24 protein-coding genes and 1 tRNA gene are annotated in these 26,452 nt (G+C 71.1%); 6 read left to right on the top strand and 19 right to left on the bottom strand.

Annotated features, from left to right (window positions below; genetic code table 11):
- Positions 1-322 precede the first annotated feature (322 nt).
- The 5 genes from OHS57_RS25575 to OHS57_RS25555 all read right to left on the bottom strand — a co-directional run bounded on the left by OHS57_RS25575 (position 323) and on the right by OHS57_RS25555 (position 6,968).
- Positions 323-1,096, bottom strand: a complete 774-nt coding sequence (locus OHS57_RS25575) for a creatininase family protein (protein WP_041984650.1) — start codon at positions 1,094-1,096, stop codon at positions 323-325.
- Positions 1,093-1,833, bottom strand: a complete 741-nt coding sequence (locus OHS57_RS25570; protein ID WP_328583464.1) for a FadR/GntR family transcriptional regulator — start codon at positions 1,831-1,833, stop codon at positions 1,093-1,095. The genes OHS57_RS25575 and OHS57_RS25570 overlap by 4 nt, the downstream gene beginning before the upstream one ends.
- A gap of 65 nt (positions 1,834-1,898) precedes the next feature.
- A complete protein-coding gene (locus OHS57_RS25565; protein WP_328583463.1) occupies positions 1,899-3,743 on the bottom strand; it encodes a tetratricopeptide repeat protein in 1,845 nt (614 codons plus the stop codon).
- 202 nt (positions 3,744-3,945) lie between these two features.
- A tRNA-Met gene (locus OHS57_RS25560) sits at positions 3,946-4,019 on the bottom strand.
- Positions 4,020-4,061: 42 nt separating this feature from the next.
- Positions 4,062-6,968 (bottom strand): UPF0182 family membrane protein, encoded by a 2,907-nt coding sequence (locus OHS57_RS25555; protein WP_198533387.1) that lies wholly within the window; start codon positions 6,966-6,968, stop codon positions 4,062-4,064.
- A gap of 162 nt (positions 6,969-7,130) precedes the next feature.
- Here OHS57_RS25555 and OHS57_RS25550 point away from each other — a divergent pair, with 162 nt between their 5' ends.
- Positions 7,131-7,691, top strand: coding sequence for a PPA1309 family protein (locus OHS57_RS25550; RefSeq protein WP_041984660.1), 561 nt, complete (start codon positions 7,131-7,133; stop codon positions 7,689-7,691).
- A 49-nt stretch (positions 7,692-7,740) separates the two neighbouring features.
- Here OHS57_RS25550 and OHS57_RS25545 read toward each other — a convergent pair whose 3' ends face one another.
- The 4 genes from OHS57_RS25545 to OHS57_RS25530 form a co-directional block, all read right to left on the bottom strand.
- Entirely contained in the window at positions 7,741-8,835 is a 1,095-nt protein-coding gene (locus OHS57_RS25545) for a YlbL family protein (protein ID WP_041984662.1), read from the bottom strand.
- A 64-nt stretch (positions 8,836-8,899) separates the two neighbouring features.
- Positions 8,900-9,070 carry a hypothetical protein gene (locus OHS57_RS25540; protein ID WP_198533209.1) on the bottom strand — a complete coding sequence of 57 codons (171 nt, stop codon included), beginning with the start codon at positions 9,068-9,070 and terminating at the stop codon, positions 8,900-8,902.
- A gap of 141 nt (positions 9,071-9,211) precedes the next feature.
- Positions 9,212-9,670 carry a molybdenum cofactor biosynthesis protein MoaE gene (locus tag OHS57_RS25535; RefSeq protein WP_041984665.1) on the bottom strand — a complete coding sequence of 153 codons (459 nt, stop codon included), beginning with the start codon at positions 9,668-9,670 and terminating at the stop codon, positions 9,212-9,214.
- A gap of 83 nt (positions 9,671-9,753) precedes the next feature.
- A complete protein-coding gene (locus tag OHS57_RS25530) occupies positions 9,754-10,866 on the bottom strand; it encodes an SDR family oxidoreductase (RefSeq protein WP_328583462.1) in 1,113 nt (370 codons plus the stop codon).
- 227 nt (positions 10,867-11,093) lie between these two features.
- Here OHS57_RS25530 and OHS57_RS25525 point away from each other — a divergent pair, with 227 nt between their 5' ends.
- Positions 11,094-12,581 (top strand): zinc-dependent metalloprotease, encoded by a 1,488-nt coding sequence (locus OHS57_RS25525; protein WP_328583461.1) that lies wholly within the window; start codon positions 11,094-11,096, stop codon positions 12,579-12,581.
- On the top strand, positions 12,578-13,123 hold the full coding sequence (locus OHS57_RS25520) for an NUDIX hydrolase (RefSeq protein WP_328583460.1): 546 nt from the start codon (positions 12,578-12,580) through the stop codon (positions 13,121-13,123). Before OHS57_RS25525 ends, OHS57_RS25520 begins: the two co-directional genes overlap by 4 nt.
- Positions 13,124-13,191: 68 nt before the next feature.
- Here the strand turns inward: OHS57_RS25520 and OHS57_RS25515 are convergent, their stop codons facing one another.
- The 4 genes from OHS57_RS25515 to OHS57_RS25500 all read right to left on the bottom strand — a co-directional run bounded on the left by OHS57_RS25515 (position 13,192) and on the right by OHS57_RS25500 (position 16,988).
- Complete coding sequence (locus OHS57_RS25515) at positions 13,192-13,947, bottom strand: AIM24 family protein (protein ID WP_328583459.1); 756 nt, start codon at positions 13,945-13,947, stop codon at positions 13,192-13,194.
- A 16-nt stretch (positions 13,948-13,963) separates the two neighbouring features.
- A complete protein-coding gene (locus OHS57_RS25510; protein WP_328583458.1) occupies positions 13,964-14,644 on the bottom strand; it encodes an AIM24 family protein in 681 nt (226 codons plus the stop codon).
- A 13-nt stretch (positions 14,645-14,657) separates the two neighbouring features.
- Positions 14,658-16,268: a TerD family protein gene (locus OHS57_RS25505; protein WP_328583457.1), complete on the bottom strand. Its 1,611-nt coding sequence runs from the start codon at positions 16,266-16,268 to the stop codon at positions 14,658-14,660.
- Positions 16,269-16,373: 105 nt separating this feature from the next.
- A complete protein-coding gene (locus OHS57_RS25500; RefSeq protein WP_078863423.1) occupies positions 16,374-16,988 on the bottom strand; it encodes a M48 metallopeptidase family protein in 615 nt (204 codons plus the stop codon).
- Positions 16,989-17,177: 189 nt separating this feature from the next.
- Here OHS57_RS25500 and OHS57_RS25495 point away from each other — a divergent pair, with 189 nt between their 5' ends.
- Both OHS57_RS25495 and OHS57_RS25490 read left to right on the top strand, forming a co-directional pair.
- A complete protein-coding gene (locus tag OHS57_RS25495; RefSeq protein WP_328583456.1) occupies positions 17,178-18,302 on the top strand; it encodes a ThiF family adenylyltransferase in 1,125 nt (374 codons plus the stop codon).
- 46 nt (positions 18,303-18,348) lie between these two features.
- Positions 18,349-19,764 (top strand): ABC1 kinase family protein, encoded by a 1,416-nt coding sequence (locus OHS57_RS25490; protein ID WP_328583455.1) that lies wholly within the window; start codon positions 18,349-18,351, stop codon positions 19,762-19,764.
- Positions 19,765-19,849: 85 nt separating this feature from the next.
- On the opposite strand, the gene OHS57_RS25485 is transcribed toward OHS57_RS25490, so the two are convergent.
- The 4 genes from OHS57_RS25485 to OHS57_RS25470 form a co-directional block, all read right to left on the bottom strand.
- Positions 19,850-20,173: a hypothetical protein gene (locus OHS57_RS25485; protein ID WP_041984686.1), complete on the bottom strand. Its 324-nt coding sequence runs from the start codon at positions 20,171-20,173 to the stop codon at positions 19,850-19,852.
- Entirely contained in the window at positions 20,170-20,538 is a 369-nt protein-coding gene (locus tag OHS57_RS25480; RefSeq protein WP_041984688.1) for a WhiB family transcriptional regulator, read from the bottom strand. The genes OHS57_RS25485 and OHS57_RS25480 overlap by 4 nt, the downstream gene beginning before the upstream one ends.
- Positions 20,539-20,712: 174 nt before the next feature.
- The gene (locus tag OHS57_RS25475; RefSeq protein WP_041984690.1) at positions 20,713-21,060 is read right to left on the bottom strand and encodes a hypothetical protein; all 348 of its coding nucleotides are present in this window, start codon (positions 21,058-21,060) and stop codon (positions 20,713-20,715) included.
- A 165-nt stretch (positions 21,061-21,225) separates the two neighbouring features.
- A complete protein-coding gene (locus OHS57_RS25470; protein WP_443042967.1) occupies positions 21,226-23,457 on the bottom strand; it encodes an ATP-dependent DNA helicase UvrD2 in 2,232 nt (743 codons plus the stop codon).
- 207 nt (positions 23,458-23,664) lie between these two features.
- On the opposite strand from OHS57_RS25470, the gene OHS57_RS25465 reads away from it, so the two are divergent.
- Positions 23,665-23,907, top strand: a complete 243-nt coding sequence (locus tag OHS57_RS25465) for a mycoredoxin (protein ID WP_041984696.1) — start codon at positions 23,665-23,667, stop codon at positions 23,905-23,907.
- An 89-nt stretch (positions 23,908-23,996) separates the two neighbouring features.
- On the opposite strand, the gene nudC is transcribed toward OHS57_RS25465, so the two are convergent.
- Positions 23,997-24,941 (bottom strand): NAD(+) diphosphatase, encoded by a 945-nt coding sequence (nudC, locus tag OHS57_RS25460; RefSeq protein ID WP_041984701.1) that lies wholly within the window; start codon positions 24,939-24,941, stop codon positions 23,997-23,999.
- 96 nt (positions 24,942-25,037) lie between these two features.
- Positions 25,038-26,447 carry a dipeptidase gene (locus OHS57_RS25455; RefSeq protein WP_328583454.1) on the bottom strand — a complete coding sequence of 470 codons (1,410 nt, stop codon included), beginning with the start codon at positions 26,445-26,447 and terminating at the stop codon, positions 25,038-25,040.
- Positions 26,448-26,452: the final 5 nt, after the last annotated feature.

The following is a 26,452-nucleotide window of genomic DNA, read 5'->3' as shown; positions in this document are numbered from 1 at the left end:
GCTCCTTCTGCCGGACGCCGGGGGGCGGACGGCTGGACGGTTTTGGGGACGGGGGTGCCCCGGGCGTGCGGGGGCCGGGACGCGCGCGGCGCGTGACAGTGACGCGTGACGTACGGGCCCGGCGGTACGGCCGGGCGGTACGAGCGGTCGGTGCTGCGGCACCGCGCGCGCCGTGGAGGGTGGGGCGGGCGCGGCGCCGGTCGGCGGGCCGGTCGGTCAGGAGAGCCGGGCGGGTGAGACGGGCGCTCTTCGGTCGGTGCTGTGCGGCGCGGCTGTGCGGTAGGTGGTGTTCAGGGGGCGGGCCGCGGTGTGCGGTTACGGGTCAGATGTCCAGCCACTCCTCGACGAAGGCGGTCACCCGGCCCGCGACCGCCTCCAGGATCGCCTTGCCGTCCTCGGCGCTCGCCCGGCGCGGGTCGCCGAGCACTCCGTTCTCGCTGAGCCGGTCGTAGCGCACGGTGAGCGCGGGGTGGTTCACGCCACGGGCCAGCCGGGAGAGCGGATCGAGCTGCCCGGTGGACGTCGTCCCGGCGGCCAGCCGGTCGGCGTGCACCAACTGCGGTGCGAGGTAGAGCATCTGGGCGGTCTCGGCCTCTCCGCTGTGACCGTGCACCTCGCTGACACCCATTTCCGTGACGACGTCGGCGGCCAGCGCGGTGACGGGGGTCCAGGCGAACTGGAGGTCGGGGTGGGTGGTGAGCAGGTCCTGCGCCACCGTGGTCAGGGTGGCGTTGTTGCCGCCGTGACCTGTCACCACGAGAATCTTCCGCCAGCCGTGCCGGTAGAGGCTTTCCACGTACTCCCGCACCACCGCGGCCAGGGTGGTCGTGGTCAGGGTGACCGTGCCCGCGAAGGCCAGGTGGTGCGGGGAGACGCCGATCGGCAGCGGCGGGCCGATCACCACGCGCCCGGGGAGCCGGGCCGCCACGGCGTCGGCCACGCCTTCGGCCCGGATCGTGTCCGTGGCCATCGGCATGCCGGGCCCGTGCTGTTCGCACGCGCCGGCCGGGATGATCACCACCGGGCTGGCCGTGACGGCGGCGGCCGCCTCGACCGTGGTCATCTCCGCCAGCCGGGCCGGGCGTCCGGTGCTCATCGGCCCTCCCCGGCGACGGAGGACGACGTACCCGTGGACCGTGGAGCCGGAAGGTCGGGGTCCGGGAAGTCGGCGGCGAGGATCGCCGTGCGGATGGCGGCGAGGTGGGTACGGGTCAGCCGCTCGGCCGCTTCCGCGTCACCGTCCCGTACCGCCTCGAAGATCTCCACATGCTCGGCGTGGTCCCGCGCACGGTCGTTGTAGCGGTGCCGGATCTCGACCTGCTCACGCGCCCGTACCTGCAGCAGTGCCTCGACGGCCTCGCGCAGCAGCGCGTTGCCGCTGGCGGCGGCCAGCGCCACATGGAAGTGCACCGGCAGCGGCACCTGACCCTGCGGCGGATGCAGCGCGTTGACGGCCGCCGCCTCCAACTGCCGTACCGCCGCGGGCTCGCGGACCCGCGCCGCGGCTGCCGCCACGGCGGGCTCCACGACCAGCCGTGCTTCGACGAGTTCGAGGACCGAGCGCCGACTGGCCCGGGGCAGATGGGGGTTGGCGAGCAGCCGCCGCTCGCTGCCTGGCCCCACATACGTGCCCGAACCGTGCCGGAACTCCACCACGCCCGTGGCCTCCAGCCTGCGCAAAGCCTCGCGGACCGTGGGCGTGGTGACGTCGAACCGGCGGGCCAGGTCACGGGAGGACGCCAACGCGTCTCCCGGAACCAGCCGTTCGGTCCGGATGATCTCGACGATGCTGTCCGCCAGATGCTCGGACAGTGACCCTTCACTGCGACTCATAAAGTGAATAGATCACTTGATCTCTCAGGGTGTCAATGCTCCTGACAGGATCGGACCGTGGTTCGTCAGGCGGTCAGTTCCTGGTGCAGCGCCTCGCGCAGCCGGGCCGCGCGCTCGGACACCTCGGCGGGACCGAGGTCCATGGCGCGGGCGCACCAGCGCTGCCCCTCGGTCAACTCGCCCCTGCGGGCGGCCAGCAGGGCAAGGCGCAGCGCGGCGCGGCCGTGCCCCGCCTGCGCCGCCCGGGTCCACCACAGGGCGGCCTCCCGTTCGCCGCCCTCGCGGACGAGCAGCAGCCCGAGGTTGAAGGCGCCGTTGCGGCTGCCCGCCTCGGCCGCCTCGCGGTACCAGCGGGCGGCCTCCGCGATGTCGCCGCGGCCGGCCGCGAGCATGCCGACCCGCACCTGGGCACGGCGGTGCCCCTGCTCGGCGGCGCGCTCGTACCACTGCTCGCACTCGCTCTTCTCGGTGTGCGTCTCGCCGAGTGCCGGGGGGCCCGGCGCGGGCATCCGCGAGTCGAGCAGGGCGGCGAGCCGGAACGCCGCTTCGGCGCTGCCGCCGCCCGCGGCGCAGCGCAGATGCCGCTCGGCCGACTGCTCGTCACCGTCCCGCAGACAGGCGATGCCCACCTGGAGGGCGGCTTCCGTGTGTCCGGCCGCAGCCGCGCGCTCGTACCAGCGCAGCGCCGAACGGTCGTCGGCCCGGCCCGCGTAGAGGATGCCGAGGTTGAACGCGGCGTCCACGCTGCCCGCTTCGGCCGCCTTGGAGAACCACGGCTCGGCCCCGGTCGGGTCGTCGGCCTGGAGCAGCAGGACGGCGAGCGCGTTGGCGGCCTCGCGGTGGCCCGCGTACGCGGCGCGCCGGTACCACTGCTCGGCCTGGGCCGTACGCTCCTGGGCGGCGCAGAGCAGCCCGAGGTTGTACGCGCCGTTGACATCGCCCGCGTCCATCGCCGCGCGGTACCAGCGCTCGGCGCTCTGCTGCTCACCACGGGCGGCGTGCAGCGCGCCGAGCGCGTTGGCCGCGTTCCCGTCGCCGTCCTGGGCGGCGCGCAGCCACCAAATGGCGGCGCTCTCCTCGTCGCCCGCGTCACGCAGCAGGAAGCCGAGCGCGCAGGCGGCCCGCGCCTCGCCGTCCTTGGCGGAGTTCAGATACCAGCGGCCCGCTTCCTTCAGCTCGCCGCGCCGCTCCAGGATCGAGCCCAGGTGCAGGGCGGCCCTGCGGTGGCCGCGCGCCGCTGCCTGCCGGTACCACTGCGCGGCCTCGGCGAGCAGGGCGGGCGCCGCGTCCTCGGTGGACCGTACGGCCTCGCGGGCACGCCGCTCCAGGGCCATGGCGAGCCGGTACGACGCCTCGCGGTGGCCCTGTTCGGCGGCGGCGCGCAGCCAGCGCTCGGAGCCGACGTCGCTGCGGTGCTCCAGCAGGTCGGCGAGCGCGTAGGCGCCCAGCGCGTGTCCCTGCTCGGCGGACTGGCGCAGCCAGTACTCGGCGGCGGGCTCGTCGCCACGCTCGCGGTAGTGCCGGCCGAGCGCGTGCGCGGCGGCGGCGGACCCGGCGACGGCGGCGATCCGCCACCAGCCGGCCGCCTCGTCCGGGTAGCCGCGCTGCTGGAGCAGGACGCCCAGGTTGTTGGCCGCGGCGCGGTCGCCCTCGGAGGTGGCCGCACGGAGGTAGGGCTCGGCCGCGTCGAGGTCGCCGCGGCGCAGCAGCAGGGCGCCGAGCGTGCTCATCGCCGCCGTGTCGCCGGCGTCGGCGGCGGCGCGATGGCGCGCCTCGGCCTCGGCGTCGGCGGTTTCCACGGCGGACGCCGTACTGTCGGCAGCGCTGTCGGCCCCGAAAACTCCCGTTTCGGACCGTTGCACAAACCGCCCTGTCTCCAACAGAGTTGTCCTATCCCCCATAAATTCCATCGTCGCATCACCCGCTACCCGTGCACACCTGGTATATCGCGTGCAACAAGGTCACTTCAGCGTTTTGTCGACATGCCCACAGAGAGATAAGTCAAACACGGTCGGGGCCAACTCCTCCGACCTGAAACACACTTGGGACACCATCCGTACAGACGTACGTCAAGGGCCCGGATCCTGAAGGATCCGGGCCCTTGACCATGAGTAGCGGGGACAGGATTTGAACCTGCGACCTCTGGGTTATGAGCCCAGCGAGCTACCGAGCTGCTCCACCCCGCGCCGTTGTGTCCCAACCGTACCACGGCGCGGGGTGAGCCCTGTTCAGCTCTTGTTGGTGCTCCCGCCACCGCCGGCCGAGGAACCGGACTGCGCGTCGGCCGCCCGTTGCAGGGCGTCCTGCAGCTGCTGCTGGGCCTTGCCGTACGCCGTCCAGTCCTGCTTCTTCAGCGCCGCCTCACCGTCGTCGTACGCCTTCTGGGCGTCGGTGATGGCCTTCTGCAGCTCCTTGTTGCCGGTCGCCGGCGGCGGCTTCGTGGTGTCGCCGGGCGGTGGTGGCGTCGTCGTCGGTGGCTCGGCGCCCTCGGCCCCGAACACCGCGTTGAGCGCCCCCGTCAGGCTCGTCTCGAAGACCGGCTTGCCCCCGTACGAGGCCGCGACCATCTTCAGCAGCGGGTAGTTGGCGCTGCCGCCGCGTGCGTAGACCGGCTCGATGTACAGGAAGCCGTTGTCGAGCGGGATCGTCAGCAGGTTCCCGTACTCGATGTCCGAGTCGGTGCCTCTCAGGTTCCTGACGAACTCGGCGACCTTGTCGACACCGTTCAGCTCGCTCTGCACCTGTTGTGGCCCCTGGACGGTGGAGGTCACTCTGAGCACTCTGATCTTGCCGTAGTCCGGACTGGTCGCGTCCGCGTCCACCGCCATGAACGCCCCGAGATTAGGACGTCCGTTGGGCGTGAAGGTGGTCGTCAGCGAGAACCGCTGGTCCGTCTGGCCCGGCATCTTCAGACTCAGGTAGTACGGCGGGACCGCGTTCCTGTTGTTGTTCGTCGGGTCGTCCGGCACCTGCCAGGCGTCACTGCCGCTGTAGAACTGCGCCGAGTCGGTCACGTGGTAGCGGGTGAGCAGCTCGCGCTGCACCTTGAACATGTCCTGCGGGTAGCGGAGATGGGCCAGCAGGTCCGGCTTGATGTCGGACTTCGGCTTGACCGTGCCGGGGAACGCCTTCATCCAGGTCTTGAGGACCGGGTCCTTGGTGTCCCACTGGTACAGCTTGACCGTGCCGTCGTACGCGTCGACGGTCGCCTTCACCGAGTTGCGGATGTAGTTGACCTGGTTCTGCTGGGCGACGACCGCGCGCTGGTTGTTGGTCAGCGAGTCGGTCGTGGTGTCGCCGAGCGTCGTACGGGACGCGTACGGATAGCCGTTCGTCGTCGTGTACGCGTCGACGATCCACTGGATCCGGTGGTCGACCACGGCGGGATAGGCGTCCCCGTCGATGGTCAGCCAGGGCGCGACCGCCTCGACGCGTTCCTTGGGGGTGCGGTTGTACAGGATCCGCGAACCCTTGCCGATGGCGCCCGAGTACAGCATCTGGGGCTCGTTGAAGGCCACCGCGTACGCCGCGCGGTTCACCGGGTTGGAGAGGTTGACCCCGCTCTTGCCCGCGTAGCTGGTGGTCTTCTCACCGTTCTTCTCGTAGTCGAGCTCCTTCTGGGGCCCGCCGACGATCGAGTACTGCTCGGTCTTCTCGCCGTAGTAGACCCGCTGCTGGTAGGTGCCCAGCTGGCCGGTGGTCGGCAGCCCCGACTCGGTGAAGTCCGGGGCGCCGACGGTGCCCTGGTTCTCGTCGGTGACCGTGCCCGTGCCCTTGGCCGCGATCACGCCGAAGCCGTGGGTGTACGTGAAGTGGTCGTTGATCCAGTTCCGCTTCGGGATACCGGTGATGTTCAGCTCGCGCAGACCCACCACCGTGTCCTGCTGCTGGCCCTGCGGGTTCTTGTACCGGTCGACGTCCAGCGTGGCGGGGAACTGGTAGTACTTGCGCTCCTGCTGGAGCTGCTGGAAGGCCGGCGAGACCACGTTCGGGTCGACCAGCCGGTAGCTGGCCGCCGAGTCCGCCGCCTTGCGCTGCTCGGCCTTCTTGTCCGGGTCGCCCTTGCCGGAGTAGTCCGTCACGTCCGAGGTGTCGATGCCGTACGCGGTGCGGGTGGCGTCGATGTTCTTCTGGATGTACGGCGCTTCCTTGGCCTGCTCGTTGGGCTGGACCTGGAACTTCTGCACGATGGCCGGGTAGAGGCCGCCGATCAGGATCGCCGAGAGCACCATCAGGCCGAAGCCGATGACCGGCAGCTGCCAGGTGCGGCGCCAGAGCGTCGCGAAGAACAGCAGGGCGCAGATGACGGCGATGCAGAACAGGATCGTCTTCGCCGGCAGGTACGCGTTCGCGTCGACGTAGCGCAGGCCCGTCCAGTTGCCCGCCGCCTTGAAGTCGCTGGACTTCACCGCGAGGCCGTACCGGTCGAGCCAGTACGCCACGGCCTTCAGCGAGACGAAGAGGCCCAGCAGCACCGACAGATGGCCGGTGGCCGCGGCCGTCGCACGCGCGCCGGGGCTGGTGACGCGCAGCCCGCCGTACAGGTAGTGCGTCAGCGCGGCGGCGACCAGGCCCAGGATGATGGCGGCGAAGCCGAAGCCGAGCAGGAAGCGGTACCAGGGCAGGTCGAACGCGTAGAACGACACGTCCAGGTGGAACTGCGGGTCCTTCTGTCCGAAGGAGACGCCGTTGACCCACATCAGCCACGTGCGCCACTGACCGGAGGCGGAGGCTCCGGCGATCAGCCCGACCAGGGCGGTGATCGCGAGGAGCACCCACTTCTTGTACGGGGCGATGCTCATCCGGTAGCGGTCGAGGTTCTGCTGCTCCATCGACATCGCGCTCAGCGGCGGCCGGAGCCGGTGCGCGAGCCAGATGTTCACGCCCACGGCCGCCGCCATGAGCAGCCCGAAGACCGCGAACAGACCGATCTTGGTCCAGATCGTGGTGGTGAAGACGGACGAGTAATCGACGGAGCGGTACCAGAGCCAGTCGGTCCAGAACCCGGCGAACATGACGAACGCCATGGCCAGTACGGCCAGGACACCCAACGTCATGAGCAGGGTCCGGACGCGTCTCGACGGCCGGCCCACCCTGATCCGTGGCCCGGTCGGGCCTCCGCCGCGGTCCGGCATCTGGAAAGCCAACGTGCGCACCTCTAAGTTCGCGGTCGTGTCCGCCAGCATCGTTTCTGGCAGGTGTGGAGCGGGCCCCGCGATCGTAGAGCCCACACATGCAACTTACTGAGGCTTTACCTAGTTCCCGCCCCCGGGTCCGAAGGAGGCAGGATATCGGCCATGTCCAACGTTTCCCCCTCCTCAGGCACGCCCATGGCGGCGAGCCCCCTCACCCGCGCGGTGCTCGAAATCGACGAGTACGCGTCGGGTCTCGGCTGGGACCAGCCGGCCCGGCTCTTCGCTCTCGTCGACACCGCGCGGCTGCGCACGGACGAACCCGAACTCGCCGCCCAACTGGGCCTCGACGACGGCGGGGCGACCGCCCCGCTGACCCCCATCGAACAGGACGAGATCCCGGCCGGCACCCCGCTGGACGAGTTCCTCGCCACCATCGCCTGGCCGGCCGCAGTGGCGGGTTGCGCGCTCACGGTCGAGCGGCTGATGCTGCCGCCGTCCGCCGAGGCGTCCGTACCGGAAGGACTCGACGAGGCAGGACTCGTCGACTGGGTCGCCGCGCATCCGGACCGTCAGGAGGTGCGGATGACCGTGGCCGTACTGCGTGACGGCACACGGGAGTCGGCGCTGCGGCTGCGGGAGAAGGACTCCGCGACCGACGTCCTCACCGGGTCAGGACTCGTCCCCGGGCTCGCCGAGGCACTTTCCGCCACCTTCGAGGCGTAACACCCCTTTTGCGCCACCCGCTTTGCCGGGTCCCGCGGGGCACGACCGGTCAACTTGCCGAACAGCTCGGCAGGCCGGCCGTGTCCCCGCTGCGGATCTTGTCGAGCGACGCCTTGGCGTCGGAGATGTTCTTCACCTTGACCAGCGTGAGACCCGACGGGGTGTCGGCGGCCGCCGCCGCGCAGTTCTCGGTGGGTGTGAGGAAGAACCGGGCACCCGCGTTGCGCGCGCCCACCAGCTTCATCTCGATGCCGCCGATCGGTCCGACGGCGCCCTTGTCGTCGATCGTGCCCGTACCCGCGATGAACTTGCCGCCCGTCAGCGAGCCCGGGGTGAGCTTGTCGACGATGCCGAGGGAGAACATCAGCCCGGCGCTCGGGCCGCCCACGTCGGCCAGCTTGATGTCGATCGGGAACGGGAAGGTGTGGTCGGTCCCGGCCGAGATGCCCACGACCGCGCGCGGCTTGCCCGTGTCGTCGGACTTCCGGGTGGTGACGGTGACCTTCTGCTCGGCCGCCGGTTCCTTGCCCGCCTTCTTCGCCGCGTCGGCCGCCTTGACCGGGATGATCGTGAAGACGACCTGCTCGCCGGGCTTGTGCTTGGTGACCAGCTTGGCGACGTCGTCGGGCTCGCGCACCGCCGTGCCGTCCACGGCCTTGATGACGTCCCCCGCGTGCAGCCTGCCCTCGGCGGGGCTCTTCTTCAGGACGGTCGAGACGATGGTCCGCGAGGGAACCGGGATCTTCAGCGTCGTCAGGGCGGCGACCTTGGCGCTCTCCTGGGACTGGCTGAACTCCTCGGCGTTCTCCTGCGTCGACTGCTGCTCGGTCTTGCCGTCCGGGTAGAGCGTGTCGTGCGGCACCACCACGTCGTCGTGGGCCAGCCAGCCGTAGACCGCTTCGACGATGTTCATGTTGTAGTCGGCGCCGGTGACCCTGACGGTGGTCATGTTCAGATTGCCGGTCGTCTTGTACGTCTTGTGCCCGGAGATCTGCAGAACCGGTTCGCCGCCGGCGTCACCGAGTGTGTTCACCGTCGGTCCGGGGCTCATCTCCGCGTACGGAACATTGATGAGCACGCCCGCGCAGAGAAGCGCGATGAGGACGAGGGTGGAGGCGAGCATCGTCGCGGTGCGGCGTGGCATGGCACGACAGTACGGTAATGCGCTGTGAGAGCGACGTCCGGCCCTGCCGGCCGTCCGACCCGGCTCAGAGCGCGTCGGGGCCTGATTCGGGCGGGTCCATCGCGTCCCGGAACCTGGCGTAGCCGTTGAGCTCGGCTATGTCACCTATCGTGCTGTTCTTGGCGGCCCAGCCGCCCCATATCGCCGCGCCGACCGCGGCGACGAGCGGAATCAGCAACCAGGCAAGTGCGGCCATCTCGATCTCCCGACCCCGTGAGTGTCCTGCATCCGACTGATCAGCAGATGAACCATCTGCAGGACCAACGCTGCTGGCAGGGATACGGTTACGCAAATCGGCCCACACGGATACGAGGCGCTACGCGCCCACCCCCGGTCGCTAAACCCCGACCCACTCGTCTGAGCCGTCCGAGAACGTCTGGTGCTTCCAGATCGGGACCTCGTGCTTGAGGTCGTCGATGAGCTTGCGGCACGCCTTGAAGGCCTCGGCGCGGTGCGGGCAGGAGACCGCGACGACGACGGCGAGATCCCCGACCGCCAGATCACCCACACGGTGGACAGCGGCCAGCGCGCGCACCGGGAAGTCGGCCACGACCTTCTCGGCGACGCGGCGCATCTCCGCCTCCGCCGAGGGGTGGCTGGAGTAGCCGAGCGCGTCGACGTCGGCCCCGCCGTCGTGGTTGCGTACCGTCCCCACGAAGATCGCCGTGCCGCCCGCCGCTTCGTCCCCGACGGCCCGGAAGACCTCGTCCAGGCTCAGCGGTGTGTCGCGGACGGCCAGCAGCCGGATCGGGTCGTGCGCCGTCTGCTCTCCGGGGTGGTCGTACATGCTTCCCATAGGCCCATTGTGCCTGGCGGACGGTACTGCTCCGAAGCGGCGCCGGAGCGGCACCGCAAGCAGCGGCGCGACAGGCAGCGGCGCTAGAGCCGGCGGCGCGCCTTGCGGGCCCGGCGCACCAGCGCCGCCGTGCCGAGCAGCGCGACCGTCGCCCCCGCCGCACCCGCCGCCGTGGCGTCCTTACGGCCCAGCCGGCGGCCCGCGACGGTGTGCCGGCCCTCGACCTCCTCCAGGAGCGCGGCGAGCACCTCCTCGTTGGTCCAGCTCGGCCGCCATCCCGCGTCGTGCAGCCTGCTGACGCTGACCACCCAGGGGTGCATGGTGTACGCGAGGTCCCCGGCGGGCGAGGGGGTGAGCCCGATCCGGTGCAGCCGGGCAGCGGCGCCCAGGGCGACCGCCGACGGCAGCTCCATCCGCCGGATGCCGCTCAGCTCCTCGACCTCCTCCTGCTCCAGCCAGCCGTCGCAGCCGACGGCCAGCTCGCCCTCGACCTTGCCGAGCGCCGCGTACTCCAGGGCGCTGACCAGGTCGTCGACGTGGCAGAACTGCCACGTCGGGCGGGATCCGGTGACCACGAGCAGCCGGGGCGACTCGAAGTAACGGGTCAGGGCCGTGTCCGTACCGCCGACGAGGACGGCGGGGCGTACGACCGTGACATGCAGCCCGGGGTGCGCGCGTGGCGCGCGGCGGCCGAGCCGTTCGATCTCCAGCAGGTCGCCGACGCCGGTGGCCTCGGCCGTGGCGCGCAGTTCCGCGTCCTCGGAGAGCGGGATGTCGTTCTCCGCCAGCGCCCCGTAGACCATGGCGGAGGTGCAGAGCACCACCCGGTGCACCCCGGCCGCGGCGGCGGCCGTCAGGACGGTCTGAGTGCCGCGGACGTTGTAGGCCGTACGGGCGGCGGCGTCGGTCTCCAGATCGAGGTCGAGCGCCAGATGCACCACCACGTCCGCACCGCGCAGCTTCTCCGCGATGGCCGGGTCCCGGACGTCGAGGATGTGCCACTGCGCCTCGGGGACCTCGCCCCTGCGCTCGTCCATGGCGATGACCTGCTTGATCTCCTCCGACGCCACGAGCCGGCGGACAAGCAGGTCACCGACGCCTGTCGCGGCGCCGGTGACCGCGACGACGGGGCCGCGCGATCTGCTCGGGGTTGAGTGGTTTCGCGCTGCGCGAACCTGCGGATCTGGGGAACTCACCGGGCGTCTCCAGCGGTTGTCTTCAGTACGTACGTGAATGACGCGTGCGTACCAGGTGACGTCCATCCTGCCGCAGGCCGTCGGCCTGCGGGGCACCGAGCCCGGAAGCCGCCCGGGTGTCGCCCGCTGTGGACGGCCGGTCTGACGACCAGGTCGTTAGGCTGGGTGGTGTAGTCGGGCAGTCGCCGCCGGCGGTAAGCCGGCGGCCCTACGAGCCGAGGAAACCCGTGAGTGACACCCCATTCGGATTCGGCCTTCCGCCGGAGGAGCCGGAGGACGGCGACGGCAAGAAGAAGGACCCGGCCGGAGGTGGTCAGGGTTCCGGTGGTCAAGGCGGTTCCGGCAACCCCTTCGGGGACTTCGGGTTCGGGCTGCCGGGCGGCGCGGGCGGCGGAGACAATCCGTTCGCCGCGATGTTCGGTTCGCTGAACCCCAACGACCTGGGGGCGGCCTTCCAGCAGCTGGGGCAGATGCTCAGCTTCGAGGGCGGTCCGGTCAACTGGGACATGGCCAAGCAGATCGCCCGCCAGACGGTCGCCCAGGGCACCCCGGACGGCACGAAGGACGCGAGCATCGGCCCTTCGGACCGTGCGGCGGTCGGTGAGGCGGTGCGCCTGGCCGACCTGTGGCTCGACGGCGTGACGTCGCTGCCGTCCGGCGCGAACACGGCCGTGGCGTGGAGCCGCGCCGAGTGGGTCGAGGCGACCCTGCCCGCGTGGCAGCAGCTCGTCGACCCGGTCGCCGAGCGCGTGGGGATGGCCATGGGCGACGTACTGCCCGAGGAGATGCAGAGCGTCGCGGGCCCGCTGATCGGCATGATGCGCTCGATGGGCGGCGCGATGTTCGGCCAGCAGATCGGCCAGGCCATCGGCGTGCTGGCGGGCGAGGTGGTCGGTTCGACCGACATCGGCCTGCCGCTCGGCCCGGCAGGCAAGGCCGCGCTGCTCCCGCTCAACATCGAGGCGTTCGGCAAGGACCTCGGGGTCCCCAAGGACGAGGTGCGGCTGTATCTGGCGCTGCGCGAGGCCGCCCACCAGCGGCTCTTCACGCATGTGCCGTGGCTGCGCTCGCACATCTTCGGGACGGTCGAGGGCTACGCCCGCGGGATCAAGGTCGACACGAGCAAGCTGGAAGACATCGTCGGCCAGTTCGACCCGCAGAACCCGGAGGAGCTGCAGGAAGCGCTCCAGCAGGGCATGTTCCAGCCGGAGGACACGCCGGAGCAGAAGGCGGCGCTGGCCCGGCTGGAGACGGCCCTGGCGCTGGTCGAGGGCTGGGTGGACGCGGTGGTCCACGAGGCCGCGAAGTCGCGTCTGACGGCCGCTGACGCGCTGCGCGAGACGCTGCGCAGGCGCCGCGCCACCGGTGGTCCGGCCGAGCAGACGTTCGCCACGCTCATCGGCCTCAAGCTGCGGCCGCGCCGGCTGCGGGACGCCTCGCGGCTGTGGGCCTCGCTCACGGACGCGCGCGGGGTCGACGGCAGGGACGCCCTGTGGGAGCACCCGGACAATCTGCCGACCGCCTCCGACCTGGACGACCCGGACGGCTTCGTCCACCACGAGCAGCTGGACTTCTCCGAGCTGGACAAGATGCTCGGCGACGCTGCGGACGGCAAGCCCGACCTGCGGAAGCACGACGGCGGCGACGACAAGGCCGACGGCGCCTCGGACGACGCCCCGGACAAGGGCGACAGCGAGGGCGACACCGACAAGTGAGCCTGCATGACGACGCCGTCCTCGTACTGAACGGGTACGAGGACCAGGACGAGCTGCGCCTGGGCTATCTCGGGCATCTGGCGGACCACCCGGACGCGATGTGGAAGCGCTGCGAGGCCGGGCATCTCACGGCGAGCGCGCTGGTGATCGATCCGTCCCGGCAGCGCGTGCTGCTGACGCTGCACAAGAAGCTCGGCATGTGGCTGCAGATGGGCGGCCACTGCGAGCCGCAGGACACGAGCCTCGAAGCGGCAGCGCTGCGCGAGGCGACGGAGGAGTCCGGCATCCCGGGTCTGACGCTGCTGCCGGGCGGCCCTGTCCAGCTGGACCGGCATCGCATTCCGGCGCCCTGCCACTGGCATTTCGACGTCCAGTACGCGGCGCTCGCCCCGCCGGAGGCGGTGGAGCGGATCAGCGAGGAGTCGCTGGACCTGCGCTGGTTCGACTACGCGCGCGCCGCAGAGGTGGCCGACGGCTCGGTCGCGCGGCTGCTGGAGCGTACCCGCGCCGCGCTGACGGAGCGGGCCGGACCGGAGGCGTGAGGACGGGGCCGGTCCGCCCGGCGGACCGACCCCTTCCGTGCACACGCTTCCGTGCCCGGCTGCCCGGCTCAGCTCCAGGCGTTGTTCTGGTTCTGCGCGTGCGAGCCGTGCTGGCCGGCCCCGAACTGCGCGGCCAGGCCCTGCCCGATCGCCGCGTTCTGCGGCGGCATCACCTCGCTGGGCTGGACGAGCGCGAAGCCCTGGCCGAGGAAGCTCAGCTCCCAGCCCTCGCCGGTGTTGCCGCGCCGCCTGAAGACGCCCGACGAGTGCGTCTGCGACTGCATCTGCACCCGCAGGGACGTCGACCAGGCGACGACGGCGTCCGCGTCGGCGTTGATGTACTTGTCCGGCGTGACCTGCATCATCAGCGGCTGGCCCGAGGTCATCAGCGCGACCTTGCCACGCCCCGAGATGTTCAGCTGGTACTTGCCGGTGCCCGAGACGCCGTACTGGCTGTCGACGGCGATGACCTCGGTGTGCAGCGCGGAGTCGAGCGCCAGGACGTAGGCGCTGTCGACCGTGATGCCGTCCTGGTCGACGTCCACGACATGGATGTACTGGGCGAGGTTGGCCAGATAGACCGTGCCCTGCCCGGAGCAGCGCATCAGGTCGAGGCCTTCGCCGGTGCGGGCGCGGGCGCGCCGCTGGCTGGTGGACTGGTACTCGCCGTCGAAGTCCATCAGCCCCTGGTAGGCGACCATGGCGCCCTTGCGGGCCAGGACGTCGTCCTGGCCGGTGAGGGCGACCCGCAGCAGCTGTGGGTTCTGGATGGTGTAGCGGTCCTGGGACTGCTGTTCGGTGAGTGCGAAAAGCGGGCTCTGCATGATTGTCTGGCTCCCCTCAGCCCCGGACCCGCAGGCGGTCGGTACTGTCCTCGCTCGGCTGGACGACGACGATGCCCTGTCCTGAGAAGGCCATCTGGAAGGCCTCGCCGCTGCCGCGCCCTATCAGCGCGGACGCCTTGAGGCTGCGCTTGCCCTTGACCTTGAGGTTCGGGGACCAGGCGACGAGCGCGTCCGGGTCGACGTACGTCTCGTCCTCGCCACGGCCGCAGTCGACGACCATCGGGGTGCCGCGCGAGGTCAGGGCGACCCAGCCGGTCCCGGAGATCTGCACGTTCCACAGGCCCTGTCCTGCGAACTTCGCCAGGCCCTTGACCCGCTCGACGCCCCACTGGAGATGCGCGTCGAAAGCCAGCACGTTGGTGCCGTTGACCGAGATCGCGTCGTTGTTGAGGTTGATGACGACGACGTTCGCGCCGTAGTCGGCGAGGTAGAGCAGCCCGTCACCCGAGCACTTCATGATGGGCGTGGCCTCGCCCGTGACCCACTGGGAGGCGATCTGGCGCACGGCCGGCGGGTTGGGCTCGTACTGGATGAAGCCCTCGTACGCGACCATCGAGCCGGTGCGCGCGAACAGGTCCTGGCCGGTGGCCATGGCGACCTTGAGCATGGCGCTGCCGTGGTTCTCCATCCGGGCGGCGATGGGGGTGGGCGCGAAGCCCGCGAGTTGCTGGTTCATTCTTCGGGCTCCCTCAGACCTCGTACGGCTGGACGACGATGAAGTTGCCGGGGGCTCCCCGGAACTGGAGATTGACGGTCTCTCCGCTGTGTCCCGGGTAGGCGTTCCTGCGCAGCCTGACCTGGCTGGAGAGGATCACCTGGGACGCCGCCGACCAGGCGACGACCGCGTTGCAGTCGGCGAAGGTGGTGGGCGTCACCGGCAGCACGACGGGTGTGCCGTGCGTCTTGACGACGACGGTCCCGGTGCCCTGGAAGAGCATGGTGAACAGGGCGCCGCCGGGGATGCCGTGGCCCTCGATGCGACGGACCTCGTACTGGAGGGACTCGTCGAAAGCGAGCACGTTCTCCGCGGAGACGCAGATCCCGTCCCCCTGGAGCTCCACGGGGTGCAGATGCGCGCTCTCCTCGGCGAGGAAGACCTGGCCTCGGCCGGTGCAGCGCATCAGCTGCATCTCCTGGCCCGTGGCGTTGCCGACGATCCGTCCGGCGAAGCCGGCGCCCTTGTAGCCGAAGTCGACCTTGCCCTGATACATGACCATGCTGCCCTGGCGGGCCAGGACGGGCGAGCCGCCCATCGACAGGTCGACCCGCATCAGATGGCCGTTCTGCGACGTCCAGCGCTGGCCCGTGGGCAGTTCCTTGTACGGCTGGAGGGCCGCCTGGAGACCGGCGCCACCGGGCGGCGCGCCCTGCGGGACGACGCCCTGCGGGGCGCCACCGGGCGGCTGGCCGAACGGGGACGGCGCGGGCTGGCCGAAGGGCGCCGGTGCCTGGCCGGGGACCTGGCCGAACTGCGGCTGCTGGGGCGGCTGCTGGCCGTACGGAGCAGGCGCGGGCGGCTGGCCGAAGGGCGACGGTGCGCCCGGCGGGGCCAGCGGCGCCGCTATCGTCGGCGCGTGGTGGATCGGCGGCGGCGCCTGGGCGGGCGGTGGGGCCGCGGCCGGTGCCTGCGGCGCGCCGAACGAGGGCGCGGGAGCGGGCGGTTGCGGGGCGGCGGGGGCTGCGGGTGCGCCGAACGCCGGGGCGGGCGCACCGCCGGGCGGCGGTGCGAAGCCGGGGACCTGGCCGCCGGTCTGCGGCGGTGCGGGCTGCTCCTCGGCGACCTCGCCGCCGAAGTTCTTGAGCAGGGCGTCGAGCCCGCCGTCGAAGCCCTGGCCGACCGCGGCGAACCGCCAGACGTCCTTCAGGTAGAAGTCGCCGAGCATCACGGCGCGTTCGGTGCTGAACTCGGCGCCGGTGAAGGAGTAGCGGACGACTTCCTCACCGCCGGCGACGATCCGCAGATAGCCCGGCGCGGCCTGGGACATCTGCCCGGCGCCGTCGATCGTGGCGGTGAACGAGAGCCGCTGGATGTTCGCAGGGATGCGGTCCAGCGTCACCCGGAACGATTCGGTGTCACCTGCCTGCGCGCCGAGGAGCGAGATGGACTCCTCCGGCGACTTCGGCTGGTTGAAGAAGATGAAGTAACGGTCGTCCGACAGCTTTTCCTCGGCGTCGAGGCCGAAGCAGCTGATGTCGAAGGTCAGCCCAGGACCCGAGATCTGCACACCTACGTACAGATCCGTCCCCGGCGTGAGGTCACTGATCTTGGCCTTGTGGCCGCGTTGGAATTCCCTGGCCATGCGTAACGACCGTCCCCCATCCCGAATGCGAATACGTCGCGTCAGGCTAACGGCTCGATCGGACATTGAAGCAAGCCGGTACACATTCGGTACAGGATCGACGAATCAGGTCGCGGGCAGGTGCGGCAACCGGTCGGCGGCCACGACACCTTCGAGATAGCCGCGGGCCCGCTCGGTGCGGGGGTAGGCGTCGAGCAGCCGCCAGAAGCGCGGGCCGTGGCCCGGCACCAGCAGATGGGCCAGCTCGTGGACGAGGACATAGTCCACGACGTACTCCGGCATGCCCTGCAGTCGGTGCGAGAGCCGGATGCTGCCTTCGGCGGGAGTGCAGGAGCCCCAGCGGGTGTTCTGGTTGGTCACCCAGCGCACCGAGTCGGGCCGCGCCTTGCCGTCGAAGTACTGGGCCGAAAGCCGCTCGGCGCGCTCGGTCAGCTCGGTGTCGCCGAGCATGCGCTTGCTCTCCTGCGCCGCGAGCTTGTCGAGCATCACCGTCACCCAGCGCCGCTCCTCCGCCTCAGACATCCGGGCGGGGATCAGCACGATCGTCCGGTCGCCCTCGCGGTACGCCGAGACGGTCCTGCTGCGGCGGGTGCTCCTGCGCACCTCGACAGCGCTCGTCGCCGATCCGCGCTGCTGGCGGCTTTTCACGCTGCGCTGTTGGTTTCCCGCGCTGTGCGGTGGGGTCTCCCCCGCGAGGCGAGGGGAAGGATCGGCGGACACGCCACGACGTTACCCGCTGTGTGTACGGGAAGTCCCGTCCACGGGACGGTTCAGCCTTGATCAATCCGGCGCCTGCGCCATTTGAACGACTAATTCCCCACCCTGTGGATAACTTTTCACGCCGTTTCCCAGGACGTCGCATGCTGGAGACCGGGACGAAGGATCGGATTGATCAACGGGGAGGCCGATATGCGTCCGATGGTGAAACCCGCGTTGCGGCGGGCCTGGCGGGAGCGGCAGACGGTGCAGTTCGGCGTGACGCCGGCGCACGCGGTGCTCGTCGGTCCTGTCGACACGGCCACGGGCAGCTTTCTGGAGCTGCTGGACGGGACGCGTGACCTGCCGGTGCTGCGGGAGCAGGCCCGTGCGATGGGGCTGCCGGACGGCCAGCCGGACGCGCTGGTGGAGCGGCTGACGGCGGCGGGGCTGCTGGACGATCCGGGGGCGGCGGCCGAGGCGGCCGAGGCATTAAGGGAAGCGGAGGCGCTGGACCGGCTGCGCCCGGAGCTGGCGTCCCTGTCCGTGGTGCACCGGGAGCCGGGAGCCGCGGCCCGGCGACTGGCGGCCCGGCGGGCGGTACGGGTGCAGGTGCGGGGTGCCGGCCGGGTCGGGGCGGCCGTCGCCGCGCTGCTGTCCGCCGCCGGGGTGGGCAGGGTCGATGTGCTGGACGGCGGCTGTGTCCAGGAGTGGGACGTCGCGCCCGGCGGCCCGCCCGCCCGGTCCGTCGGCGAGCGCAGGGACGCGGCGGCCCGCCGGCTCGTCCGGCGCTCGGCCCCGGGCCGTACGGGACAGCGGCAGGCAGCCGAGCCCCCGCTCTCGCTGGTGATCGTCGCTCCGCGTGACGGCCTCGCGGCGTACGCACCCGACCCGGCCGCCGCCGGGTCCTGGATCGGCACGGGCACCCCGCATCTCTACGCGGGAGTGATCGAAGCCACAGGCCTGGTCGGACCGCTGGTGCTGCCGGGCGGCACGGCCTGCGCGGGCTGTCTGGCGCTGGAGCGGGCCGGGGGTGATCCCGGCTGGCCGCGGATGCTGGCACAGTGGAGGTCGGGGCGCAGAGCTGTCACCGTACCCGCCTGTGATCTGGGCCTCGCCACGACGGTCGCGGGACTGACGGCCGCGCACGCGCTGTCGTTCCTCGACGGGGAACTGCCCGCGAGCACCGGAGCACGCTGGGAGGTGTCGATGCCGCTGCTGGACTGGCGTGCGGAGCGGCTCACCCCGCATCGGGACTGCTCCTGCGGGGCCGCAGGCAGAACAGAGGGGGAGCGAGTCGCCGGGACCGGCCCGCCGCACGACACAATGGTCGGGTAACCGCCGCACGCTCCATGGCCGCCGGACAGACCCTAGGAGGGGCTTCATGTCTGATCTTCCCCGGAAGGCGGTCACCCGCACCGCGAAGCTGGCCACGCTACCGATCGGGTTCGCCGGCAGAGCCACCTGGGGTCTTGGCAGACGGATCGGCGGCAAGTCGGCGGAGATCGTCAGCCGCGAGCTTCAGCAGCGCACCGCCGACCAGCTGTTCAAGGTGCTCGGCGAGCTCAAGGGCGGGGCGATGAAGTTCGGACAGGCGCTGTCCGTCTTCGAGTCGGCGCTGCCGGAGGAGGTCGCTGGGCCCTACCGGGCCGCGCTCACCAAGCTCCAGGAAGCCGCGCCTCCGATGCCGACCCGCACGGTGCACGCGGTGCTGACGGAGCGGCTCGGCGAGGACTGGCGTGAGCTGTTCCTGGAGTTCGAGGACAAGCCGTCGGCCGCCGCCTCGATCGGCCAGGTGCACCGGGCCGTGTGGCACGACGGCCGCGAGGTCGCCGTGAAGGTGCAGTATCCGGGGGCGGGCGAGGCGCTGCTGTCGGACCTGGCGCAGCTCAGCCGGTTCGCCCGGCTGCTGGGGCCGCTGATCCCGGGCATGGACATCAAACCGCTGATCACGGAATTGCGGAACCGGGTCGCCGAGGAGCTGGACTACGGCCTGGAGGCACAGGCCCAGCAGGAGCACGCGGAGGAGTTCGCCGACGATCCCGACGTGGTCGTCCCCGAGGTGGTGCACCAGAGCGAGCAGGTGCTGGTCACGGAGTGGATCGACGGCTGGCCGCTGGCCGACATCATCACGGACGGCACCCTCGAACAGCGGGACCGGGCGGGCCAGTTGCTGGCGAGATTCCTCTTCTCCGGTCCGGCGCGCACCGGGCTGCTGCACGCGGATCCGCATCCGGGCAACTTCCGGCTGCTGCCGCCCGTCGGCGCGGAGGACGACGACGCGGACTCCCTGGAGGAGCGGATCGGTGAGTTCCGGCTGGGCGTGCTCGACTTCGGCACGGTCGACCGGCTGCCCGGCGGCCTGCCCGACACCATCGGCGAGGCGCTGCGTACGACGCTTGAGGGGGACGCCGAAGCGGTCTACGACCTGCTGCGGGAGGAGGGGTTCGTCAGGGAGACCATCGACCTGGACCCGGACGCGGTGCTCGACTATCTGCTGCCGATCATCGAGCCGGCCGCCGTGGAGGAGTTCACCTTCACCCGCACCTGGATGCGTACGCAGGCGGCGCGGATCGCCGATCCCCGCTCCCCCGCCCACCAGTTGGGGCGGCAGTTGAATCTGCCGCCGGCGTATCTGCTGATCCACCGCGTCACGCTGAGCACGATCGGTGTCCTCTGCCAGCTCAACGCGACGGTACGGCTGCGCGAGGAGCTGGAGGACTGGCTGCCCGGCTTCCTGCCGGACTCGGGATCCGACGACGAGACCGACGGCGGGACCGAGGGCGGGACCGAGGGCTGAACGCGCCGCGGGGGCCGGTCCCCTCAAGGACCGGCCCCCGCGTCTTCATGTCGATCTGCGCACTACGGCTACCGCACGGCGGCGGTCACTGCATGACGGCCATGGCCAGCGCGCGGCGGGCACGCATCGACGCGCGCTCAGCACGTCTCTGCATACGCCGGGCGGCGACCAGGCGCGAGGCCTGGCGCTGCGCCTCGGCGTCCCGCATTCGTTCGTCCATATGCGCGCGGGCAAGGGCTTCTGGAATGAGTTGCATCTCGCGGGTCCTGTTCTGGCGCGAGTCATTCGCGCCCAGCGTGGTGACGACTGGTGTGGCGGAGCCGGACGGCTCACGGGTGGAAGGGGTCATCGGATCCTGTTTCTGGGGATCGTGAGTGAAGGGGCGGTCGATGGTTCCGGTCGCGTTCATGCCGAGACCGGGTTCTTGCGCGGACGGCCACGGGGCCGCTTGCGGGCAACGACCACACCCTGGACGAAGAGCTCGCCACCCCAGACGCCCCAGGGCTCGCGCCGCTCCTTCGCCCCGGCGAGGCAGGCCTCGACCAGCGGGCAGGTGCGGCAGAGCGACTTGGCGTACTCCACGTCGGCCGGGGACTCGGCGAAGAAGACCTCCGGGTCGTAGGCACGGCAGGGAACGGGCACGCCGAGGCTGTCGATGGCGTCGTCGAGCGCGGTGAGGGTGGTGAGCGGGGTCAAGGTGGAGTCCTCCGTGAGACCGGGCGGGGGGTTTGTTTCGGAAGGCGGTACGGACGGGGCGTGCGCTTCGAGTTGCACGGGTTGTTCTTCCTCGTCTGGTCGGTCCGGCCTGTTGGCCGGGTTGCGGCTTGGTACCTGGTGCTTCTTGTCCCCGAGGCCCCTTCGCGCTGTCCGTCCCGTTCGGGACAAACAAAAGGGCCGCGGATCCCGGGTGGGGTTCCGCGGCCCTGAAGGCGCCGGCCTGATTCTCGATCAGACTGGATCGCTCCAGGGTTCGAGCCCACGGAAGGCCCACATCTTGTGCTGGTGCTTCATCTGCTGCTGGGGTTCGGCAGTGGCTGCCGCGAGCGCATAGGCCGTGGCCTGAGCCTCGGCCGCCGTCGCTCCTGCTGCCACTGCCTTGGTCCGTCGCGGGTCATTGACGCGCCGACCGGGAAGCAGGTTGACACCTGTCTCCACGACGGAGCCCGAACGCACGGCAAAGGCGCCGGACAGATCGGTGACGACAATGAACTCCGGGCGGGAGACGCCGAGAGAGCAGACAGAGGCGACCGGACGATCGGTCATTTTGGCGCTGCTACCGCTGTTGATGCTGATCACTGGAATCGCCTCCTCTCGGCGTCTAGGGGACCGGCCGGGGCCGGTCACACGTATTCGGATAAGTAGAGCACGGCGACAGGGCTTCAGTGAAGCGCTTGTTTCCGTGGTTAAGAACCTATGGGGACCGACGGGGCGCGCGCAAACTATTTTCCCGACGAGTTTGAATCAGCTTGTTCCCGCCGTGCCCGCGACGGCGTCCCCGGGCTCCCCGCCTGCGCAGATGGCCAGAACATCGGCCCCGTACCGGCCCAGTTTCCGGCTGCCGACCCCGGCGATACCGGCCAACTCGCCCTCGCCGCCCGGCACCGCCTCGGCGATGGCCATCAGGGTCTTGTCCGTGAAGACGCAGTACGCGGGCTGGCCGATCAGCTCGGCCTGGCCGGCGCGCCAGTCGCGCAGCCGCTCGTACAGCGCCTCGTCCATGTCGGAGGGGCAGTCCTCACAGCGCATCAGCTTCATCTCGCCGGCGTCCGTGAGGGTCTTGCCGCACACCCGGCACAGCGCCGGTCCGCGCCGTTCGCGCCGGGCGCCCGCACCGCCGCGCTCGACGGCCGCCGCCGGTGCGCTGTACGTCCCGTACCCGCCGCGCCCGGCGGGCGCGGCCGAGCCGGGGCGCAGCCCGGTGAGAAAGCGGGTCGGCCGCCGGGAGGCCCGGCCGCCGGGTGAGCGGGCCAGCGACCAGGACAGCGAGAGATGCTGACGCGCCCTGGTCACGCCGACATAGAGCAGCCTGCGCTCCTCCTCGACCTGCTCGTCCGTCTTCGCGTACGTGATCGGCATCATGCCTTCGGTGAGGCCGACCAGGAACACGGCGTCCCATTCGAGCCCCTTCGCCGCGTGCAGCGAGGCGAGCGTGACGCCCTGCACCGTCGGCGCGTGCTGGGCGGCCGCGCGCTCGTCCAGCTCGGCCACCAGGTCGGAGAGCGTCGCCGACGGTTTGGCCCTGACGAAGTCCTCGGCGAGCCGGACGAGCGCGGCCAGCGATTCCCAGCGGTCCCGGACGGCGCCGGAACCGGCGGGCGGTTCCGTGGTCCAGCCCTTCGTGGAGAGCACGGCGCGCACCTGCGACGGCAGATCGACCACATCGTCGAGGATCGAGTCGTTCGAGCCGAACCGGGCCGCCCCGCGCAGCGCGGCGCCCGCCTCCCGTACCTCCTGGCGCTCGAAGAACCGCTCGGCGCCGCGCAGCTGGTACGGCACTCCCGCGTCGGCCAGGGCCTGTTCGTAGACCTCCGACTGCGCGTTGATCCGGTAGAGCACGGCGATCTCGCCCGCCTGGACACCCGCGGCGATCAGATCGCGGATCCGGCGGGCGGTGCCCTCGGCCTCGGCCGGCTCGTCCGCGTACTCGGTGAAGACCGGGTCGGGGCCCGCCTCGCGCTGCGAGACCAGTTCGAGCCGGTGCTCGGCCGCGCGGCCACGGGCCTGGTTCAGCAGGCCGTTCGCCAGATGGACGACCTGGGGCGTGGAGCGGTAGTCCCTGACGAGCTTGACCACCGTCGCCCCCGGGTGCCGGGTGCGGAAGTTCAGCAGGTGGTCGGGGGTGGCGCCGGTGAACGAGTAGATCGTCTGGCTGGCGTCGCCCACGACGCACAGGGTCTCCCTGTCGCCCAGCCACAGCTCCAGCAGCCGCTGCTGGAGCGGGCTCACGTCCTGGTACTCGTCCACCACGAAGTGCTGGTACTGGCGGCGGATCTGGTCGGCGATGTCATGCCGGTCCTGGAGGATGCCGACGGTCAGCAGCAGCACGTCCTCGAAGTCGATCACCCCGCGGTCCCGCTTCAGCTGCTCGTACATCCCGTAGATCTGGCCGATCTCCGCCGGGTCGCGCGGGGCGTCGCGCAGGGACTTGGCGACCTCCGCCGGATAGTCGGCGGGGACCGTCTGGGTGACCTTCGCCCACTCGATCTCGCCCGTCACGTCCCGCAGCTCGTTCCTGTCGAGCCTGATCCGGCAGCGCGCCCCCGCCTCGGCGACCAGCTGCACCTTGCGCTCCAGCAGCCGGGGCAGATCGCCGCCGACCGCCTTCGGCCAGAAGAACTGGAGCTGGCGCAGGGCCGCCGAGTGGAACGTACGCGCCTGGACCCCGCCGGCGCCGAGCTGGCGCAGCCGCCCCCGCATCTCGCCCGCCGCGCGGTTGGTGAACGTGACGGCCAGGACCGTACCGGGCTGGAGGATGCCCGCCCGGACCCCGTACGCGATCCGGTGGGTGATCGCGCGCGTCTTGCCCGTGCCGGCCCCGGCCAGCACGCACACCGGACCGTGCAGCGCCGTGGCGACGGCCCGCTGCTCGGGGTCGAGCCCTTCGAGCACCGCGTCGGCGTCGCGCGGCGGGGCCACGATCTGGCCGGCGTCGGAATCCTGCGGGAACAGTGGGGAGTGCGTTGCTGGTGTCACCCCGCCATGCTGCCAGGTCGCCAGTGACAGGTGCGGAAGTTGTCCACAGGCGATGCGTATTCGTCGTACGAACGCGCGGCCCCGGTCAGCCGCGCGGCCCCGGTCAGCCGCGCGCCCGACACCACGCCCCGGTACGGGAATGGCCGCCGCCTCGGTTACGTTCACACGCGTAGGGCGAGACGGACGAGCCAGAGGAGCGCGAGGGACATGCCGGGCACTGTGACGATGTACAGCACCACGTGGTGCGGATACTGCCGTCGGCTCAAGGGCCAGATGGACCGTGAGGGCATCGCGTACAAGGAGATCAACATCGAGCAGGACCCCGAGTCGGCGGCCTTCGTCGAGAAGGCCAACGGCGGCAACCAGACGGTGCCGACCGTGCTGTTCGACGACGGTTCCACGCTGACGAACCCGTCGCTCGCCCAGGTCAAGCAGAAGATCGGCGCCTGACGTACGAGCCGCGAGCCGGACGTACGGCAGCGTCAAGGAGCCCCCGCCCGACGGCGGGGGCTCCTTCGCGTCTCAGACCGAAGCGCGCGTCACCGCTGCGGCTTGGGCAGCGGCTTGCCGTACCAGAGCTCGACCAGCCGGGCCGCGATCGAGATGCCGAGCGGCGGCAGGATCTCGCCCGTCTCGATCGCCGTCCGCAGGTCCTCGCGGGAGAACCAGCGCGCCTCCTCGATCTCCTCGCCGTCCACGGTGATCTCCGACGACGTGGCGCGGGCCATGAAGCCCAGCATCAGGCTCGAAGGGAACGGCCACGGCTGGCTCGCGACGTACTCGACCTCGCCGACCACGACCCCGGCCTCCTCGAAGACCTCACGGGCCACCGACATCTCGATCGACTCGCCCGGCTCGACGAAGCCCGCGAGGGTCGAGAACCGGCCCTCCGGCCAGTGCACCTGGCGGCCGAGCAGCGCGCGGTCCTCCTCGTCGGTGACGAGCATGATCACCGCGGGGTCGGTGCGCGGGTAGTGCTCGGCGCCGCAGGCGGGGCAGCGCCGGATGTGGCCGGCCGCCGCGATCACCGTACGTTCGCCGCAGCGCGAGCAGAAGCGGTGCAGCCGCTGCCAGTTCTCCAGCGCGACGGCGTGCACCAGCAGGCCCGCGTCGCGCGCCGACAGCAGCAGCCCGGCCTCGCGCAGCCCCGCGGGGCGCGCCGACTGGTCCATGCGTCCCGGCAGGGAGTCCTTCTGGAGCGCGAAGTAGCGCACGCCGTCGTCGTCCGTGCCGAGGAAGTAGCGGTGCGTCTCGGTGACGGGCGCCTCGAAGGACGGCGTCATGACGAGTTCGGTGGTGCCTTCGGGGGTGTCGTCGACCAGCGCCTGGCCGCCCGACACGACGAAGACGCGCGTCGTCGGATGGCTCCAGGCAGCCGCCAGCCACGCCTCGTCCAGCCGGTGGTGGGCGGCGCGGTCGATGCCACTCGGGGCGGTGAGGCCGATCGGTCGGTGTGCGATGTCTTCGTTGCTGGTGGTGCTCACAAGTACTTCCAACTCCCCCGGACGACGTGAGTATTTCTCGGTGGCGGCGACACGCGACGCTCAGGCTGCGCGGGCCGCTCGGGCCGCGCGCCGTGCTCAGTGCGGGGCCGCGGCAAGCTCGCCCCACAGGTACGCGCTGCTCTCGACACCCTTGAGCAGGAGTTCCAGTTCGATTTTCTCGTTCGGCGAGTGCCAGCCGTCGGACGGTACGGAGACACCCAGGAACAGCACCGGCGCGCCCAGCACGTCCCGCAGATCGGCCGCGGGCCCCGAACCGCCCGCCCGGGTGTGGCGGATCTTCTGGCCGAAGGCGCGGCCCATGGCCCGTACGACCGCCTGGAGCGCCGGGTGGTCCAGCGGTGTCAGACACGGGCGGGTGGCGGGGCCGAAGGTGATCTTGTGGCGAATGCCGGCCGGGATCCGCGCCTGCGCCCAGGCGCGTACGGAGCGCTCGATCCGGTCCGGGTCCTGTCCCTCGACCAGCCGGAACGAGAGCTTCAGCATGGCCGACGCCGGGATGATCGTCTTGCTGCCGGGCCCCTGGTAACCGCCGCCGATGCCGTTGACCTCTGCGGTGGGGCGGGCCCACAGCCGCTCCAGGGTGGAGTAGCCAGCCTCACCCAGTGTGCCCTGCGACCTCGCGGTCCCCAGCCACTCCTGCTCGTCGAAGGGCAGCTCGGCGAAGAGGGCGCGCTCGGTCTCTGTCAGTTCCGCCACACCGTCGTAGAAGCCGGGGACCGCCACCCGCTCGTCCGCGTCGTGCAGCGCGGCGACCAGCCGCGCCGCGACGGTGGCCGGGTTCGGTACGGCGCCGCCGAAGGACCCCGAGTGGATGTCCTCGTCGGGCCCGTACAGCTCGATCTCGCACTCGGCGAGCCCGCGCATCCCGGTACAGACGGTGGGGGTGTCCCGGGACCACATGCCGGTGTCGGACACCGTCACCACGTCGGCGGCGAGCCGGGCCGCCTGCCGCCCGACCAGATCGAGGAAGTGCGGCGAGCCCGACTCCTCCTCGCCCTCGACGAGGAACTTCAGATGGACGGCGGGGCTGGTGCGGCCGGTCGCGGCGAGATGCGCGCGGACGCCCAGTGTGTGGAAGAACACCTGCCCCTTGTCGTCGGCGGCGCCGCGTCCGTACAGCCGGCCGTCCCGTACGACGGGGTCGAAGGGGTCGGTGAGCCAGCCGTCCTCGCGCGCGGCCGGCTGCACGTCGTGGTGGCCGTAGACCAGCACGGTCGGCGCCTCGGGGTCGTCGGAGGGCCACTCGGCGAAGACGGCGGGCGCGCCGGGCGCCGCGGGGGTGCCCGTCTCCCAGACCTCGGTGACCGGGAACCCGGTCTCCGCCAGCTTGGCGGCCAGCCAGTCGGCGCTGCGGCGCACATCGGCCGCGCGCTCGGGCTCGGCGGAGACGGAGGGGATGCGCAGCCACTCGGCGAGGTCGTCGAGGAAAGCCGCCCGGTGGGTCTCTATGTACGTACGGACGACGCTGTCCGGGGTCTCGCTCATGATGT

This window comes from Streptomyces sp. NBC_00370 (assembly GCF_036084755.1).
GTDB lineage: Bacteria > Actinomycetota > Actinomycetes > Streptomycetales > Streptomycetaceae > Streptomyces.
This window is presented reverse-complemented; position numbering and strand designations above follow the sequence as displayed.